General features: G+C 55.3%; 13 protein-coding genes. 1 reads left to right on the forward strand and 12 read right to left on the reverse strand.

Going from position 1 to position 16,344, the window contains the following annotated elements:
* Positions 1 to 231 precede the first annotated feature (231 nt).
* The 12 genes from ACR3FE_RS00330 to ACR3FE_RS00380 all read right to left on the reverse strand — a co-directional run bounded on the left by ACR3FE_RS00330 (position 232) and on the right by ACR3FE_RS00380 (position 15,203).
* A complete protein-coding gene (locus tag ACR3FE_RS00330) occupies positions 232 to 3,093 on the reverse strand; it encodes a hypothetical protein (protein WP_458204512.1) in 2,862 nt (953 codons plus the stop codon).
* Positions 3,094 to 3,775: 682 nt separating this feature from the next.
* Positions 3,776 to 5,026, reverse strand: a complete 1,251-nt coding sequence (locus ACR3FE_RS00335; protein ID WP_458204514.1) for a P-loop NTPase — start codon at positions 5,024 to 5,026, stop codon at positions 3,776 to 3,778.
* 16 nt (positions 5,027 to 5,042) lie between these two features.
* Positions 5,043 to 5,879, reverse strand: a complete 837-nt coding sequence (locus ACR3FE_RS00340) for a HEAT repeat domain-containing protein (protein WP_458204515.1) — start codon at positions 5,877 to 5,879, stop codon at positions 5,043 to 5,045.
* Positions 5,876 to 6,769: a DUF8068 family protein gene (locus ACR3FE_RS00345; protein ID WP_458204517.1), complete on the reverse strand. Its 894-nt coding sequence runs from the start codon at positions 6,767 to 6,769 to the stop codon at positions 5,876 to 5,878. Before ACR3FE_RS00345 ends, ACR3FE_RS00340 begins: the two co-directional genes overlap by 4 nt.
* Complete coding sequence (locus ACR3FE_RS00350; protein WP_458204519.1) at positions 6,766 to 7,482, reverse strand: molecular chaperone TorD family protein; 717 nt, start codon at positions 7,480 to 7,482, stop codon at positions 6,766 to 6,768. The genes ACR3FE_RS00345 and ACR3FE_RS00350 overlap by 4 nt, the downstream gene beginning before the upstream one ends.
* A gap of 2 nt (positions 7,483 to 7,484) precedes the next feature.
* Positions 7,485 to 8,300, reverse strand: a complete 816-nt coding sequence (locus ACR3FE_RS00355) for an ethylbenzene dehydrogenase-related protein (protein WP_458204521.1) — start codon at positions 8,298 to 8,300, stop codon at positions 7,485 to 7,487.
* A gap of 32 nt (positions 8,301 to 8,332) precedes the next feature.
* Positions 8,333 to 9,403, reverse strand: a complete 1,071-nt coding sequence (gene narH, locus ACR3FE_RS00360) for a nitrate reductase subunit beta (protein WP_458204523.1) — start codon at positions 9,401 to 9,403, stop codon at positions 8,333 to 8,335.
* Complete coding sequence (gene narG / locus ACR3FE_RS00365; RefSeq protein WP_458204525.1) at positions 9,400 to 12,393, reverse strand: nitrate reductase subunit alpha; 2,994 nt, start codon at positions 12,391 to 12,393, stop codon at positions 9,400 to 9,402. The genes narH and narG overlap by 4 nt, the downstream gene beginning before the upstream one ends.
* Entirely contained in the window at positions 12,386 to 12,580 is a 195-nt protein-coding gene (locus tag ACR3FE_RS27770; RefSeq protein WP_472850182.1) for a DUF8120 family protein, read from the reverse strand. Before ACR3FE_RS27770 ends, narG begins: the two co-directional genes overlap by 8 nt.
* On the reverse strand, positions 12,577 to 13,956 hold the full coding sequence (locus ACR3FE_RS00370; protein WP_458204527.1) for a cytochrome b: 1,380 nt from the start codon (positions 13,954 to 13,956) through the stop codon (positions 12,577 to 12,579). Before ACR3FE_RS00370 ends, ACR3FE_RS27770 begins: the two co-directional genes overlap by 4 nt.
* A gap of 3 nt (positions 13,957 to 13,959) precedes the next feature.
* Positions 13,960 to 14,532, reverse strand: coding sequence for a QcrA and Rieske domain-containing protein (locus tag ACR3FE_RS00375; RefSeq protein WP_458205986.1), 573 nt, complete (start codon positions 14,530 to 14,532; stop codon positions 13,960 to 13,962).
* Between the two features lie 95 nt (positions 14,533 to 14,627).
* Positions 14,628 to 15,203, reverse strand: a complete 576-nt coding sequence (locus ACR3FE_RS00380; RefSeq protein ID WP_458204529.1) for a hypothetical protein — start codon at positions 15,201 to 15,203, stop codon at positions 14,628 to 14,630.
* Positions 15,204 to 15,414: 211 nt separating this feature from the next.
* Between ACR3FE_RS00380 and ACR3FE_RS00385 the strand changes: the two genes are divergently transcribed.
* Complete coding sequence (locus ACR3FE_RS00385) at positions 15,415 to 16,047, forward strand: helix-turn-helix domain-containing protein (RefSeq protein WP_458204531.1); 633 nt, start codon at positions 15,415 to 15,417, stop codon at positions 16,045 to 16,047.
* Positions 16,048 to 16,344 lie beyond the last annotated feature (297 nt).

Raw genomic sequence — 16,344 nt, forward strand, 5'->3', positions numbered from 1 at the left:
TCGGAACTCGGGACGTGATTTCGACATTACTCTCCTTGAACCACGATTATCGTTGCCTTTGCTATTGCGGCACCGTATCATCAAATTGCCAATCAGTTATCCGACCGTGGAATATTGCATCCTCGAATTCCAAATCCATGTCACACTTGCTGTGTCACAGGTTTTGTGGGTTTGTGTGACTACTGTAGAGATGAGTTACCACCTCTGAAAGGAACGCACGCCTGAGATCAATCACACAGACCCCTCGAAGACAGCGTACCCGATGCGTTCGTTCGTGTGGCTCGTCTCGGTGTCGGCGCTTTGCTCCTCCTCGACCTTGACCTCGACGCCGGTGCTTGTGAGATCCCGATAACGGAGAGTTGCCGTATCCGGGCCGTTGAACGTTTGCATGTCGGCGACGAACTGCGGTTGCTCGTACTGTTGGTCGAACGTGAGGCTCGTCCAGTTATCATCGATTACAGTATCAGTTCGCTGGACTTCGAACGGTCTTCCATCGAGCTCTCCTGTTCCCTGCTGGAGCGCGATGTAGCCAACCGTTTGAGTCGTGTGCCAGCCTTTGGCCTCCTCTTCTTGGACTCGCACCTCGAACGAACTGCTTGAAACGTTTCGTAGCCGGGTGACGATCGGGTCGGGCCCATTGAATGTCTGTGCCTGCGAGAGCACGACCGGTGTCTCCGTCCCGAAGAAATTCCCGAGCGAAACAGATTCGAAGGTATGGTCGACAGCCGCTGTTCCTGCTTTCACCCGATAAGTCGTGCCATCTTCCAACTGCACCGTCTGTTCAGTCGGTTCTACAGCGAGACTGTGGAACGTTTCGCTGACGTGCGAGCCGTCGAGATAGTCCCATTCTTCGAGTTTGAACTCGAAGTCGCCATTGACGACGTTTCGAAGACGGACATGCGCCGGTTGCCCACCATTGAACGAGAGTGGCTGTGCGATAACGATGCGAGTCCGTTGGTCATCTGAATCGACTTGGTGCCAGACGTCTCTATCCGGCTGGTTTTGGGTGATGGTCTCGGTGGAAAACAGCTCGGAGAGCGTGAATTCGAGCCTTGCGATGGAGGCTGGCGGCATCGTCACCTCGATATTTCCGTCTGCGTTTGGCTCCAATTGGAGGGTTTCTCGGGTGAACCCATCTGTCGTCGTCCAGCTCGACTGTTCTGCAAATGGGTCATCGCTCGTCGGTGTTTGAAGGACGACCGGGACGTGGGCAGCAGCTGAGTCCCCAACAGGTGACCAGCCATCGACACTCACGTCGGTCGTATACGTGTCCCGTAAATTCCGGTTTGTGACGTAGACGATCGCTTTGGACTGCCGTTCTGCATCTATGATGGCGGTTGCGTCCACGTAGGAGACGTTTTCCATCCGACGGATTCTGACACCTGTTTCAGGGATGGTCAGTGTTGGACTATCGACGGTTACTGAGAGACGGTTCCACTCCGTGATACCGTCTCCGAAGGGTTCTGCAAAGGTCTGTGCCGCATAGTCACCGGGTGGGACCGGCCGGAAATCGATCGGGTACGGTCGCCAAAACAACGAGTTATCACGCATGTGGCTCATCGAGCTGGCATTGCCGCGACGCATGAAGGTGGTGAGCATACTAGCCGTGAAGGCTGCATGGGCCATCGTCGGATAGTCCGCTCGTGGCCACCCCGAGCTCACCCGGGGTTGGAGGTTCCACTCTCCGACGTCGATTTGGAGTCCGTCGATGCCGTGCTGGGCAGCTTCCGCGACGACTTCCTGCACGAGTTGGTCGAATTCCGTGGGAAAGTTCACAAGGACCTCGTTATACCCGACCGGGTCTGTGTTGTTTGCTTGCAGCCAGTCTTCGCGCTTGGCTTGATTGACGATACCCCGGACATAGCGGTGGATATCGATACTCGTAACCGATTGTCCGGCAATTTTGAACAGCTCTTGATTCCAGATGGGTGGCTCTCCTATCCGAGTTTCAGACGAGCCATCGTGGAAGTCTGTATACATTGGGTCGATACCGACGGCGTGGACGTCGATGCTTGAATCGGCTGCCTTCATCGCATCCCTGTACACCTGAAAATCGTCGGCATAGTCGTACACGTCAGCATTGCCGATCTGATACTGACCATAGACTTCGTTACCAAGTTGCCACGAGGTCACATTCCACGGGTCGGGATAGCCATGTTCCGCACGTAGTCGGCCCATCTCTGTCGACTGATCCCCGTTGACGTACTCGACCCAGTTGACCACCTCTTCGGGCGGGATTTCCGACCAGAATCCAACGTTGATGATGGGTTCGATGCCGGTGATGTCACAGAACTCGAGGAACTCGTTCGTGCCGAGATAGTTCCGTTCGAGACCACCCCAGTTCACGTTCGGAACGACTGGTCGATCCTCGAGCGGTCCAACACCATCTCGCCAGTGATACTGGCTTGCAAAATTGCCCCCCGGCCACCGCAGACTCGTCACGTTGTATTCATCGAGAAGTTCCACCGTCGTCGGATTGAACTTCCCGTTGATGGCGTCACCGGCGCGTAGCATTACCCAATCGAGATCTACCCATCCTTGCCCCTCAACAACGAACGAGAGTTCGTATTCACCGAACGGCGATTCCTGATATCGTTGGGCACTCTGGGTATCGAGTTGTAACGTGACCGTTCGACGCGTCCAATCCAACATCACGGAAACCGTTTCAGAAGCCTGGACGCTCCCATCAGGCGCCTCGAGGCGAACCTCACAGGAATTGTCCCACCAGCCTCGGATCGAGAATTCGACGACATACTCGAGCGTGCGGTCATCTGGCAGCGCGGTCCGTTGTTCGACGCCACCCCGGGGGGTCTCATCGGTTGGCGTGAGTGAAATCCGCTGGTAGCGAGGTTCGGTTATGCCTGACGGCGTTGGGCGTTTGTCTGCTGGCACGCCATCGCCTACTTCCAAGTCTGGTTCGGCCTCGCGTCCGTGGTCACCGCCAGGAGTCTGCTCGAAATCGATGCTGCCAGCCTCCTCGACTGGTTCCCATGGATACGCGATCTCCTCATAGGTCGGTGTCTCAGGATACAGCACTGCGGTACGATCACCCGCAGTTGGGAGATTCCAGACCTCGAAGGAACCGTTGGCCACGTGATCGGAATAGATGCCGGGATATGCATCTCTCCCATTGTGCTCGATGAATTTTCCAAAGATTTGTTTCTCGATCGTCCAATCGGTCGCGATCGACGGATCGACGCTAACGTTTGCTCTACTGGCGGTTTGGTCTGTTGTGTGCACGGTTTTTATCTCGTCTGTTTCGTCCGTCTGTCCAGCGGCGTTCGCGGTCAGCCCGCCAAGTCCGAAGGGGCTTGTGCCGCTTAGTGCTATCCCTCTTTGGTGATCTCTTCGATTTATCATTATATGAACATCATTTTTCACCATAGACAAAAATAATAGAGATGTCAAAACATTATTATTGAGAATCTAATCATTGTTCGTAGTTGGATGTGATCGCTTACTCCCATCAGAACGATGAACTGAATACAGAGATAGATTTTCAAACTTTCAGTTGTGGCAGGACGAAGAAAGGAGACTCACTGACCACGATGATACTTCTAGTACTGTTGATTTCGGTTGTCCGTCGCTGGTGGCGTGCGTGATGGCAAATACGTAGCAAGTCTCAGCAGCAAAGCGGGTCTGTCTTGATGATCAAAAATTATACAAAATATCAGAGAGCCAAGAACGTGGGAGTAGAGGTGCGGAGAATGTCTGAGTCTCCACGGAAGGGTGTTTAATCATGGGCCGAGACTATGAGCCAGACGATAGCCTGTCGTCATGGATGGCGTGCTAGCAATGCCCACTCATCCAATCCCTTCCTTTCAACGACGAACTCGGGGAGAACGTCTTCTGGGTCGCCCGTTTCACCGGCAAGTCCCACCAGAAACTTTCCGGCAGGAGTCGGATCACGGTCGCTGACGATGTATAGTGGGTCACCAGCATCGAGCGATGTGAATGCTTCTCGAACGCGGTCATAGCGTCGATCAGGATGAAGTCCTCGAAGGTCGACTGGGTTGGACGGGATGTCGATAGATTCGAGTTCGTCCAGACGCGCTGTTACGCTCCTGGCGAGTGAGGTAAACGTCTCAGATATCGAACCTGGTCGAGGTGCTTCCTGAAATTCCGTCGAAAACGGTAGTTGAGCGAGAACCGGCACATCGAGTTCGTCAATGGGGATTTTCGAGGGGAACAGCTCGTGAGAGTGGTTGCAGTCCTCGCAGATGAACTGGTTCATGTTCACCACCATACCGAGTGTCGGAACACCGTTCTCCTCGAACAGTCGTAGGCTCCGCCGAGTGTCGGCCACGCTCGTGTGGAACGGCGTCGTAACGAAGACGACAGCATCGACCGGTACTTCTTGAAGCGTCGTCAGTACCACGTCACTCGTCCCCGGTGGAAGGTCGATAACCAGTGTTTCGGGATCTGTCCATGCAGTTTCAGCGAGGAGTTCCGACAACGCGTCGTGGGCCATCGCACCCCGCCAAGCTAACGGTCCATCGTCTGCCATGAATCCAACACTCATCACCTCGAGGTTCCCGATCGAGACGGGAAGCGGTCGATCGTGCTCATCAGCTCGAATCGACCCTTGGACATCTAACAGTCTGGGGACGTTCGGGCCGAATAGATCGGCGTCAAGCAGCCCTACGTCGTGTGATTCTGCGAGTGCAGCTGCTAATCCGACCGCTACTGTGGTTTTTCCGACGCCACCCTTCGTGCTGGCGACAGCGATCACCGAGCCGATTTCGGTAATCGATACCCGGTCATTTTGTGATGGTTCACCGGGTTCGATGTGAGCGCGTTCGACATCAGGAATGGACGTAACTGCCGATAGGAGTGTTTCGACGATGTCTTCGATAGCACCGGGGTTGAATCGAGTCAGATCGACATCGATGATTACCTCACCATCGGTGACCCGGAGGTCATCGATCAGTCCGGCCTGAAAAACGTTCATACCGATTTGAGGGTCTTCGACCTGCCGAAGTGTGGTTTCTACCTGCTCCCGTACTGAATCGTCAATTTTTGTCATAACTTGATGTATTAGTCTAAAGGTCTGGAGAACGATTGAGGACGTTCTCTTCGGGATTGGGCATTCGTGTATCCGCTGCACCGGTGAATCCACGACGGAATCGAGCAGCATCGGTGGTCAAGGCATGCTGTGCTGTCGAACGAACGAGACGACTCTCGTCCGAACGTACAAGTCGTTCGAGAGTCGTCCGCACCTGTTCGTCGTCGATACCGCCGAGCATGTGAGCGGCCCATTCGCGAACGCGCTCGCTTGGATCTTCAGTCGCAGTCAGTAACGCCTCACGTGCATCTGTCCCTTGCCGTTTGAAGATGGAGATGAGAGCGTTTCGACGGACTGCGTGATGGCTGTCATCAAGTGCGATTTCGATCCTGTCGGCGTGCATATGCCGATCGAGGCGGTCGAGTGCGACGATCGCCTCTGCGCGAACCCACGGGTCGTCGTCGTTTGCCGCCGCCACCGCGGTGTCAGCTGCTGGCTCACCGCCGAGTTGCCCGAGTGCTTCGACCGCAAACTGGCGAACATCATCGTCGGGATCTTTCCTCGCAGCCACCGCAAGTGCGAGCACACCGGCTTCCGTCCGGTCACGTTTAGCCAGACCCAGTGCTGCGCGTCGTCGTTTGACAGGGTTTGTCTCAGTCAATTGCTCGAGCAGCGCCCCGATGGACATCTCGTCGACCGGTGACGTATCGCTGACCATCAGTTCGTCGAGGTCGGCCTCACCGAGTGTGATGTCTCGACCGATTTCGATATCTTCGATGCCGGGAGCATCTGCGCCAAATCCAGGGCTCTTCGTTGGATCAAGCTGTGGGTCTGGGGGACCATCGGCTGGATCCTGATCGTCGTCGTAGGTCATGTAGTATCACCGCCTAAGATGCCAGCGTTGAGAACGAACGTTAGTCCGACAAGAATCGTGATCGCCCGAGGGACAGTCGCCGGACTGCCTCCAGTGAGTATGAGTAATCCGCCGATGGTCGGTGCAGCGGCGGTTCGTGTGAGACCTGTCAGTACCGTCGTAACCGCGCCTGCTATCCCGAGCGCAAGCAATAAGAGCGGTGCTCCGATTGAGCCGGAGACGACCAGTGCGACTGCGCCGGTTACGAACGGAGCTGTTATCGCGGCAGCAACGATAGCAACGGCGGTCACACCGCCACCGACCCAGGCGATGGTAGTGGGGCGGACGAGTACCGGTATGCCGGCGACACCGATAAATGCGCAGATGGAGCCGATTGCTCGAAATCGAACGGGAAGGAGGCCGGTAGTAGCACCGACCGAGAATGTGACCCCAAGCATAATTGCGATAGCGACGATGGTTGGGATTGCAGAGTCCCATCTTGATTCGTCTCTAATCTGTGGGGCGAGAATCAGTATTCCACCAGCTACTACGACGCCGGCCGTCGCTACTGCGAGCTGTGGGGTGATTGCCGTGAGTAGGCCGAATACGCCGATAGCGACGAATCCAACGCGTTTGACGACGGTGTCAGCCGTCACGCCAAGTACGAGTGCTGCGAATGCTGGCCCCACGAGCGCCATGGGTATCGCCACGTCGTACATCGCCTGAAGGTCGAGTGCCATGCGAACTGGGATGTTGAGTGCGACTCGAACCAGGGCGGCGAACAATGTGCCGATAACTGCTATGAGACCGGAAGTAGTGCGTATCTCTATTGGCAGTCCCGCAGTAGGAACGCGGTCAGCGAGTGTCTCCGATACGGTCGAGATCTGTCCAGAAAGTGTCCGTCGAATCACGTCTCATCTCCCTCCAATCGGTTCGCGAGTTCGTCACGGTCGGACGCGGTAAACGCGTCGAGCAGATCGACCAGCTTTGCGTAGATTCCGGTGCCAGGCTCTCCATGAGTTCGGTCGACAATCCCCTCGATCAGGATTCGAAGATGCCTGTCGAGGAAATCGAGCCGAGCGGCAGCAGCAGATGCACCGTCTACAACTGCCTCGCGACGAGCGAGGTAGCCGGCGAACTCGAGTTGCAACTGCAGATGGTCGTGATGTTCGCGCCGTTTCTCGTTGATGGTCACATCGTAGTAGTCGTACGCGCGGGCGAGGTCGAGATTCACGTCAGACCAGGAAACGTCCGACCGGTATGCTGATTCGTAAAGTGGAATGGGTGGGTCAGTCGATCTGAGCGTTCCATCTGCTGGATTTTCGTACTCTGAGAATCCAATGATAAAGAGGTCGTTGTAACGAGCACAGAGCGTGTCATAGTCGTGCTCTACGTGGAATTCGTCGATGGTAACCGAGAGGCCTGTCTGATCGAGCAATGAGACGAGCTGTGATTCGATGGAGCCATCTTCGAGTGCTTCGTGGAACGACTCGTCGGGGTGTTCAAACCCACGTGCGAGTAAGGCATAGATCGCTCCTCTGGCCGCGGCGCCGACATCGATTGGTTCGGAACCGACCGGTTCGTCGCCCGCTTTTGCTCCCTGTCGTTCTGTATTCGTATCCATCGTTAGGAACCTCCTTGCCTCACTGCCGTTGCGGTGACGACGATAACGACCATAATTGCAAGCCCAGCGATGGCCCAAAGGATGGTCGTGTAGGGCGGCCCTTGAGGGCCAGGACCGAGGGCCAGATATTTCCACTCGCTGACTGCTTTGTGACCGGACCGTTCTCCGTTCGAACCATTCCAGACCGCAAATGCGACATCGAGGTCACGGTTCGACTCGATCTCGGTTTGGTTCTCCCCGTCGACGGTGAGATTACGAGTGAAGACGACGCTCCACCGCCCATCGGTGTAGCTGGCGCTGCTCGTGAGATTCGTATCATTGACCGTCGTCGTCGTTCCTGCTCCGCCTGCTATCAATTCCTGCGTACCCATCTGCCCATTCCACCACCAGACGTTGACGAGTGCCTGGGGACTTCCCATGGCGATTCCAGGCTGGGTACTGGTGTTGGCAGGCAACTGCACTGCGGCAGCATCACCGAACGAGTCTAACTGTGGGGCTGGGTACCGAGATGTCGTCGAATTGTTGTCGTCTCTGGTGGCATCGTTCCACGACATCCGGATGAACAATTGTTGGTCGGTGTGTGCGGCCTGCACTGTCATGTTCTCGATGGACGTGTCGTTCGCGTTTGGGACGGTACTCGGTGCACTCGCGAGCGGAATCTCTACAGGAACCGTTTCGTTCCAGGCGGCGCCAGTTGGCTGGGTGAGTGAGGATTCGCTCGCTCTCTCGACCGAGGAGATGGGTATCTCGTTCGCTTCCCTCCCCATCGTAAACGTCGGGACGAACGCCGCAACCGAGACGATGAGTATCGCGAACATCAACCGTGAGACCACCATATGACCGTCGATTCTCACTGGTTGAACACCTCCAGTCGATACTGCTTTGCGGGGTTGGTCGTGGTGAGCAGATTCATGAGTTCGCTTTCGTTACCCCGTTCTACTTTCTCGCGCTCACGTTGAATCGTATCCAGTGCCTGGTTCACCTGATCTCCGAATAGCTCTTCGAGATACGTTCGTGGAATACGATCGACGTCGATAGTTTCACCGTCTTCGGAGTGTTGCGGTGGTGCGAATGGCGGGATGTAGTAGACGTTCGGTTGTGTGTTGAATTCGGGATGAAGTTGAAGCGCCACGCCATACTCTTCGACGAGTTTGTAAATCGGACCGTCTTGGTCATCGAGATACCCGACCAGCCGTAGCTGTGGCGGACATTCAGTGGCACACGTTGGTGGATGAACCTCTCCATCTGGCCCCGACCCTTCGATACGGGGATAACAGAAGATACATTTTTCCGAGCGCTTGCGAAGAACGTTGTAGTAGACTTTGTTGTACGGACATCCCTCGACGCAATAGCGGTAACCACGACATCGCTCCTGGTCGACCAAAACGATGCCGTCTTCCTGTCGCTTGTAGATCGCTTTTCGAGGACAGGCCTCGGCACACGATGGATGCGTGCAGTGGTTACAGATACGAGGGAGGTAAAAGTAGTACGAGTTGGGATATTTCCCAGCACCCTGGTCTTCGTCCCAATTGGGTCCCCAATTCGGTGATTCTCCTTTTGGCCGAAGTGGGGCGTCGCTACCGTCGTAGAAGATTTCCGAGTGATTGAACTCCCACGCACGTCCATAGTCCTCTTCCGATGGGAGTTTTCCGGGGTTTCGCTTGCCGTGTGCTGTGTCTTGGGATTGTTTGGGGGATTTGTACCCACCGCCGAGATTCTCCCAATTCCGTGGATATCCCTTGCCAGGTTGTGTCTCCACGTTGTTCCAGTACATGTACTCACGTCCGCCACTCTCTGTCCAGAGAGTCTTGCAAGCGATGGTGCAGGTCTGACAGCCGATGCACTTGTTGAGATCCATGACCATCGCTACCTGATGGTCGATTCCCTCTGCCAGATTGACACCGCCGTCTTGTGCAGTCATGGTACGTCACCTTCGGACTCATCAGCCGTTGAACCAGCAGACTCGTCTCTAGCTGCTTTCGCATCGCTCATCGGCTTCTCTGCGCTCGCGTCTTTGCCACCGTCGCCCATCAGGTCTGCCGCCTCCTGGTTAGAGCTGGACTGGCCGAGTGGTTCGACCTCGACCCGGACGTCGCTGTTCACGCCGGTGGGGCCCCAGTAGTTCGGAACGAATCGCAGATGTTCGCCCGAATCTTCGGGATACTGGACGAGTTGCGTCGGTTTCATGTACATCCCGACGAGGGTGTTGAAGTTCCCGCGTGTCGGGAACTGGAAGTGTTCCCAGGCGAAGTACATGCGGGCAGTTCCGGGTTCACTACTCGGGTAGACCTTCGCCTGGAGTTGGAGTTCGTCTAGATCGTTGTACAGACGAACCATGTCTCCATCCTTGATGTTGCGGTCGGCAGCGTCATCCGGGTGAAGGTACACCAGTGGTTCGCCGCGTTGCAGCCGAAGCATCTTCTCGTTATCTCGCCACGTCGAGTGGATCGACCAGCGGCCGTGCGGTGTGTTATACCGCAACGGATACTGCTGTTTGGATTGGAGTTCGACTGGATCTTTGTGTGTCGGCAGTTCGTCCCCGAGCTCGAGGAACCAGTCGTGGTCGATGTAGTACTGTTGGCGACCGGTGAACGTCGGCCATGGCTCTTTGTCCTGCACGAACCGCTTCCATGGTGTGTACGCCTTCCCATCTTCGATAGGAGAAGTCCAGTGGTCGCTGGCCGCCAGGAATCGCCGAGGCTGTTTGACCGTATCGTTGAAAGAGATCTGTCCATCCGAGTCCGAAGGATTGGTCTCTTCCGAGTATTCAAGGATGAATTCGGCTGCAGCCTTATCCTCCCGAAGCGCGCCCTGTTGGTCGGACTCCCAATCACGAACGTACTGATCGTGGATCTTCTGGAGGGTTATCTGCCGGTCGAATGACCGATCTTGCTTCGGCTTGATGTTTCGTTTCCGGGCGAGCTCTTGAACCTTCTTTGCGATCAGTCGGAAGATTTCCCAATCGGACTTCGACTCTCCGAGCGGTTTGACCGCCGGTGTAAATGGATGGATGTAGGTGTGCATGTCCGTCATCGAAAGGTCGTGTTTTTCATAGTGGCTTGCAGCTGGGAGAACGATATCGCTGTACAGGGCCGAAGAATCCATTCGGAAGTTGATATCGACGATAAGGTCGAGTTTCGGCCAGAGTACATTTTCGACTGCCATTCCTCCTTTTGCCTGATTGAAGTAGTTTCCTCGCCAGATGAACATGATCGCTGGATCGGGGCGATTTCCGTTCTCGCGCTTCTCCGGATAGACCGGCATCCACCCCCTGTCTATCGACTGTTGAATGAGTCGACGATCCTGAGGAGAGATATTCCCTAATATGTCTCCATGGAAGTACGTCCAAAGGGTGGTCGGCACTGCCCGAACGTTTCCGGTCGGGAACGACAGTTTCTGCCACCCCTTGAATGTCCAGATTTTCTCCTGGCCGACGTAGTGGTCGAGACCGGTGCCCTGTCTGCCAAGGTTCCCCGTCAGCGTCACCAGTAGCTGGATGGCGCGGTTGCCGAGGTCGTTGTGATACCAGTCGTTTACACCCTTGCCGTGGATGATCTTCGCGCGGTCGACTTCGGCGAACTCCCGAGCAACACGCTGATATGTTTCTCTTCCAACACCAGTGATTTCGTAAACTCGATCCGGCGTGTACTTCGAGAGTTCCTCACGGAGTTTGAGCCACACCGTCCGTACTTTTACGCTGCCATCCTGTGTTTCGACATTGGTATCGACGTCGAGTTGTGGGTCGAAATCGAGTTCGATACTGGCGTTCGGGTCGTACTCTCCCTCACGATTGCCGAGCGAGCCAGGTGCATTCCGAAGGTTTCCGTTGGCGTCCTGCATGACGAACACCTTCTTGTTTCCACTGCCGATGTCAGCTGCCCGGAGGAACTTCCCTGTGTCCTCCCGGACGAGAAGCGGCATATCGGTCTGCTCTTTCAGATGTGCTTCGTCGTAGAGTTCGTCGGTGACGATTGTCTGGGCCATCCCGAGCGCCAGTGCCGGGTCAGTTCCGGGATTTGGACTGAGCCACTCGTCACAGTGAATGGCCGTCTGTGAGTAATCACTGAAGATACCGACGCGTTTCGTTCCTTTGTATGCCGCTTCGAGGAAATATTTGGCATCCGGAATGCGGGTGACGTTGACGTTCGACCCCCACGCGATGATGTAGTCGGCGTTGTACCAGTCAGCACTTTCGGCGTTGTCAGTCTGTACACCCCACGTGATGGGTTGCCCAGGCGGGAGATCGGAGTACCAATCATAAAAGGAGTGACTGACGCCACCCAGCAAGTTTACGAATCGTGAGCCAGCGGCGAACGACACAGGACTCATCGCCGGAATCGGTGTGTACCCACTGATAGCGTCGTAGTTTCCAGCCTGCACCTCTTGAATGACCTTCTCGGCGATTTCAGTCAGCGCGTCGTCCCACGAGATACGCTTCCATTTTCCTTCACCGCGATTTCCGACGCGGCGCAGTGGATATTTGATGCGTTGGTCAGCATTGACGTAGTCGGTGTAACATGCCCCTTTCTGGCACCCGCGTGGATTCGGATCTGGAAGTGATTTATCGAACCGTGGATAATCGCCAGCCTGTTCTTCACGCCACACCTGACCGTTCTTTACGTAGACGTCCCACGAACAACTCCCGGTGCAGTTGACGCCGTGGGTACTCCGAGAGATGGAATCCCAGTCCCACTTCTCGCGGTAGAAGTCTTCCCATTCCCGATAGGGGTAGTTTCCGATGTATTCGTCATCGCCGACGATTTGTAATGCATTCATTTGGAGGAACTTTCCGTTCGCGCCGTGGCTCGCAGCGCCCGCCACTGTAGCGACACCGATTCCTTTGAGGAAATCCCGCCGATTTACCGTGCGTCGGCCATCCTTTCTCGTCTGATTTTTATCTGATTCAGTCATTGTTCTCCTCGATAAATACGGTCGTCAATGCGATTCCTGCACCACTGACTCCGAACAGAAGCCCTTCTGGCGTTGCTCCCCCCATTTCGAGACCGATGGAAACGAGAGCGACTCCGGCCAATTTCGACGTTCGATCGACCCAGCGATACCTTCGTGGTGATAGCGTGAGCGAATGGTGGTCTCTCATTTCTCTTTTCCTCCCGATGCTTCCGAATCACGCCCATCGCCATCCGTCAACGGCGTCGGTTCCTTCGTGGTGTCAAAGCCTCCAAGAACCCAATAGGTGACAAGACCAGCAGCAATCGGGGCGAACACCAGCAAGACCTGCAGAACGGGATTGATAACGCTAGACTGGACGTTGATGATGTCTGCGAGGATGTTGTTCATCCCCCCGATCGACGCGATCATTATAAACACGACGGCAGCAACACCAACAGCTGTCTGCCAGGGTCGTGAGATCGGGTCGACGGTGAAATGCGTCGGCGTCTTTCGATAGTCGATGAAGGGCCACGCGAACACGAGAAGGAACACGATTCCCGGCAAGACGATACCACTCAAGAACTCCGTAGACACGGTGATGTCGAGTATCGGTATCGTGAAACTCAGCCAGGCTGGCATCAGTTTCAGAAAGCCGAACACCCACATCAGAAACCAGTCTGGCATTATCAACGTGGGTGTCGAACTCGGGTCGTTCGGCCCGTACTCCGCGACGTTGTGTACGGGCAAGAACCCAGCAAGCAGCGAAAGTGTGGCGAGTGTGAGGAAGAACACCACAGCGCTGACTGCTGTCTGATTTGGATACAGCGGGAGGCCGACGATATAACTGTCGTCGTCCTTCTCGACGACCGATTCCCCGACAACGTCCTCATCCCTGGTCGCTTCAGTGTGTTTCTGTCTGACGAGCAGTGCCATATGGATTGCAATCATGATCGCGATGGCTGCCGGGATGATGAAGACATGCAAGAAATAAAATCGCGGAACCGTCGCGCTCGATGGGTATTCTCCACCGAACACGATCTTCGACAGTACGCCCCCGAATATGGGGACAGATTTGGCGATACTATAACCGATCCCCGTGGCAGTGCTTGCGAACTCGTCGAACGGGAGCGAGTATCCGGTGTATGCTGCAAAGATAGCCAATAATGCGAGAACACCGCCGACTAACCAGTTCAATTCGCGTGGATTTCGATATGCTCCCGTGAAAAACACGCGCAACATATGTAGTCCGATAGACGCCACGAACAGATGTGCAGCCCAGTGGTGCATCCGCCGGAGGAACATTCCATAGGGAATGTCGTACGTGATGTGGAGGACGCTCACGAACGCCGCGGGAAGATCTTCGGCCTGATAGCGTGCGACGCTCCCTTCGTACGTGACTTCGCTCGTGCTCGGCTCGTAAAAGAAGCCGAGAAACACCCCTGTGAGTACAAGAATCAGGAAGGTAAACAACGCAACTTCACCGAGGAGGAACGAATCCTCTGCTGGAAATGCCTTCCCGAGGAACGTGCTTGCACCCGAGAGATTCACCCTGTCATCGATCCATTCGTAAATCGATTTTCTCACGGACTATCCCTCCCCCGGCCCGATCGGGCCTTCGAAGTCCCCCGTTGCGATGAGAAATCCCTCACTCGAGAGCGTGATCGGCAGTTGTGGAAGCGAACGAGGCGGCGGCCCACCGACGACTGTTGCTCCTTGCTGTGGGTCGAACTTCCCGAAGTGACAGGGGCAAACGAAAGTAGTATCCTGAACATCAGATACCATACATCCAGCGTGAGTGCATACCTTCGAGTAGGCAGCGTACCCACTCACAGTGAACGCCATTTCCGTTTCGCCACCGTACTGATTCTCTGGAAGTCGTATAAGGAGCGTTGGTGCGTCCTCGAGACCAGGATTCGTTTCCGGAAACACTGTCAGTATCTCTCCGTTGTTCAGTTGGTTTTCCTCGATGCGTTCGCCTTCGGCATCAACCAGGTGGACGCTATCGGAGTAGATCGGTCCCGTGTACTCCCGTTCGAACACTCGAGTGAGCCCCGCCAATGGTGCGACCAGACTCCCTAGCGCGGCCAATCCCCCGATCGTCGCCAGTTTCTTTGCGATGTCGCGTCGCTTCATCTCGTCCGTCCGGAAGTCCAGCGACATATCGCGAGATTCGAAACAGGGACAGGTGTTCTCTACCGTCGTTCGTTCCAGATACTCCTGAATGGCATCTCGGTTCTTGTTCGTGCCCGGCATGATCAGTGCCCCCTCCGTTCGATAACTTCCACGTGTGGTATGAACCAGGCGTAGTAGGCCACCGTGAGCGCCGTGAGCGAGAGGAACAGGCCGGTCGCGTACAACCCGAAGTATTGCGTTCGGGCTAACGTGAGATACTCGCCCGTGAACAGCGCCGAGAACACGATCGCGAGCACAGTTAATGCACCCATCACGACGATTCCTTCGGTGGTACTGCTCGCAGCCCGGTACTCGACGATCCAGCGATCTTCGGTCTGGAACCACCGCAGAGAATCCATCTGCCCCCCATCCGATGCGACCTCGATACGTCGTTCTGGTCTGACTGCGACGTTCATAAATCGATGAGCCGCCACAAGAACACCGAAAAGAGCGAACAGTGCGACCCAGACGATAACACCGACTTGACTCGGAGAGAGCTTGTTCGGTGTGTCGATAAAGCCCGCAAGCGGTCGAATCTCGCTCACACTACTATCGATCGCTATCTCTTCCGATGGTGGCTCACCGTGTAAGCCGATGTACCACATCGGCAACAGAATCAGTGCTACAATCGTTCCGATTATGAGTGTCTCTCGTCTCATTAGGTTCCCCCACCATTTCCGATTCTCGTATAGAGCCTAATGTGAGTATTCTCGGTGTTACATCCAGTAACACCGGATCCCAATCACCTTGATAATCCGTTGGAATTCGATTATTCGTGTAGGCTTGATATCGAGGTGCATTATATTCATCTCTGGCTGTTCATTCGTATTGCCCGATAACTATTCCCTGATGCGGCCTCTTTTCCCCCTCATGGGGGGAAGTATCTTCGTCGAATTGAGAATCGCCGACCCGCAACCATGTCAAGTTGCGGCGCTCGCAGATGAAACCAAGGAGGCAGCTGCGTACATAACGCGTACTGCGTCGTCGACTAGTGATGGAAGCATCAGCGAGGATATCTCCATAGAGAGTGGCGAATTGTCGAAGGAGACCGAGCTGTCAGTCTCGTTCGAATCGGACGGATTCATACGGATCGAGCGCGAGCAAGAACAGGGGTGTGTCTGTGAGCGTATCGAGAAAAAGGGCTGTCCGGTTCGTGGTGCTCGTGCAGACGATGGAAACTTACACGTCTCGTTTTGTTCACCCGATATCGGGACAGTAAAGGAGATAATCGCTGACCTTCGAAACGCGTTTGGCGGCGTTGAATTACGAAGTCTGAGTCAGATGGGTGCTGAGAAACCGAGTGACCTCATCGCCGTCGACAAAGGGGTTTTGACGAATCGCCAGCGCACTGTTCTCGAAACGGCATACACGCGCGGATACTTCGACCATCCGAGACGGGCAAACGCTGGTGAGATAGCTACGGAACTCGGTATCTCCTCTACTACGTTTATCGAACACCTCTCGCTCGCACAATCAAAACTTCTCTCAAATCTACTCGAGTAAAATCCCCTGCACCTGTGAACCCGTTCGAGCAGGATTGGGCGATTCTGGAACGCTTTTCGGGGTGAACCGTCTCGGGGTCACGCCCCGAGGCTTCCCGTGGGTTAATCGGACACTCTTACGCGACCATCGGCCTGATAGCCTCGAGCGGTAAGCGGCGAGCGGAGCTCTCGCCAGCCAAGCACCGCAATGCATTGACATCCTCCCCGTCGTAAACAGCGGCGTTTCCTCGCTACCGCAGTGATGACAATGCGTCGGTGGCGGTCATCGTTGAGGGTGCTGTCTGTGGAACTCTTCCGA

It is taken from the genome of Haladaptatus rarus, assembly GCF_054177585.1.

Coding starts and splice junctions, on each gene's coding strand:
- ACR3FE_RS00335 (WP_458204514.1), bottom strand. CDS start 5,026: ATGACAAAAATTGACGATTCAGTACGGGAGCAGGTAGAAACCACACTT.
- ACR3FE_RS00340 (WP_458204515.1), bottom strand. CDS start 5,879: ATGACCTACGACGACGATCAGGATCCAGCCGATGGTCCCCCAGACCCA.
- ACR3FE_RS00350 (WP_458204519.1), bottom strand. CDS start 7,482: ATGGATACGAATACAGAACGACAGGGAGCAAAAGCGGGCGACGAACCG.
- ACR3FE_RS00355 (WP_458204521.1), bottom strand. CDS start 8,300: ATGTTCGCGATACTCATCGTCTCGGTTGCGGCGTTCGTCCCGACGTTT.
- narH (WP_458204523.1), bottom strand. CDS start 9,403: ATGACTGCACAAGACGGCGGTGTCAATCTGGCAGAGGGAATCGACCAT.
- narG (WP_458204525.1), bottom strand. CDS start 12,393: ATGACTGAATCAGATAAAAATCAGACGAGAAAGGATGGCCGACGCACG.
- ACR3FE_RS27770 (WP_472850182.1), bottom strand. CDS start 12,580: ATGAGAGACCACCATTCGCTCACGCTATCACCACGAAGGTATCGCTGG.
- ACR3FE_RS00375 (WP_458205986.1), bottom strand. CDS start 14,532: ATGTCGCTGGACTTCCGGACGGACGAGATGAAGCGACGCGACATCGCA.
- ACR3FE_RS00380 (WP_458204529.1), bottom strand. CDS start 15,203: ATGAGACGAGAGACACTCATAATCGGAACGATTGTAGCACTGATTCTG.
- ACR3FE_RS00385 (WP_458204531.1), top strand. CDS start 15,415: ATGGGGGGAAGTATCTTCGTCGAATTGAGAATCGCCGACCCGCAACCA.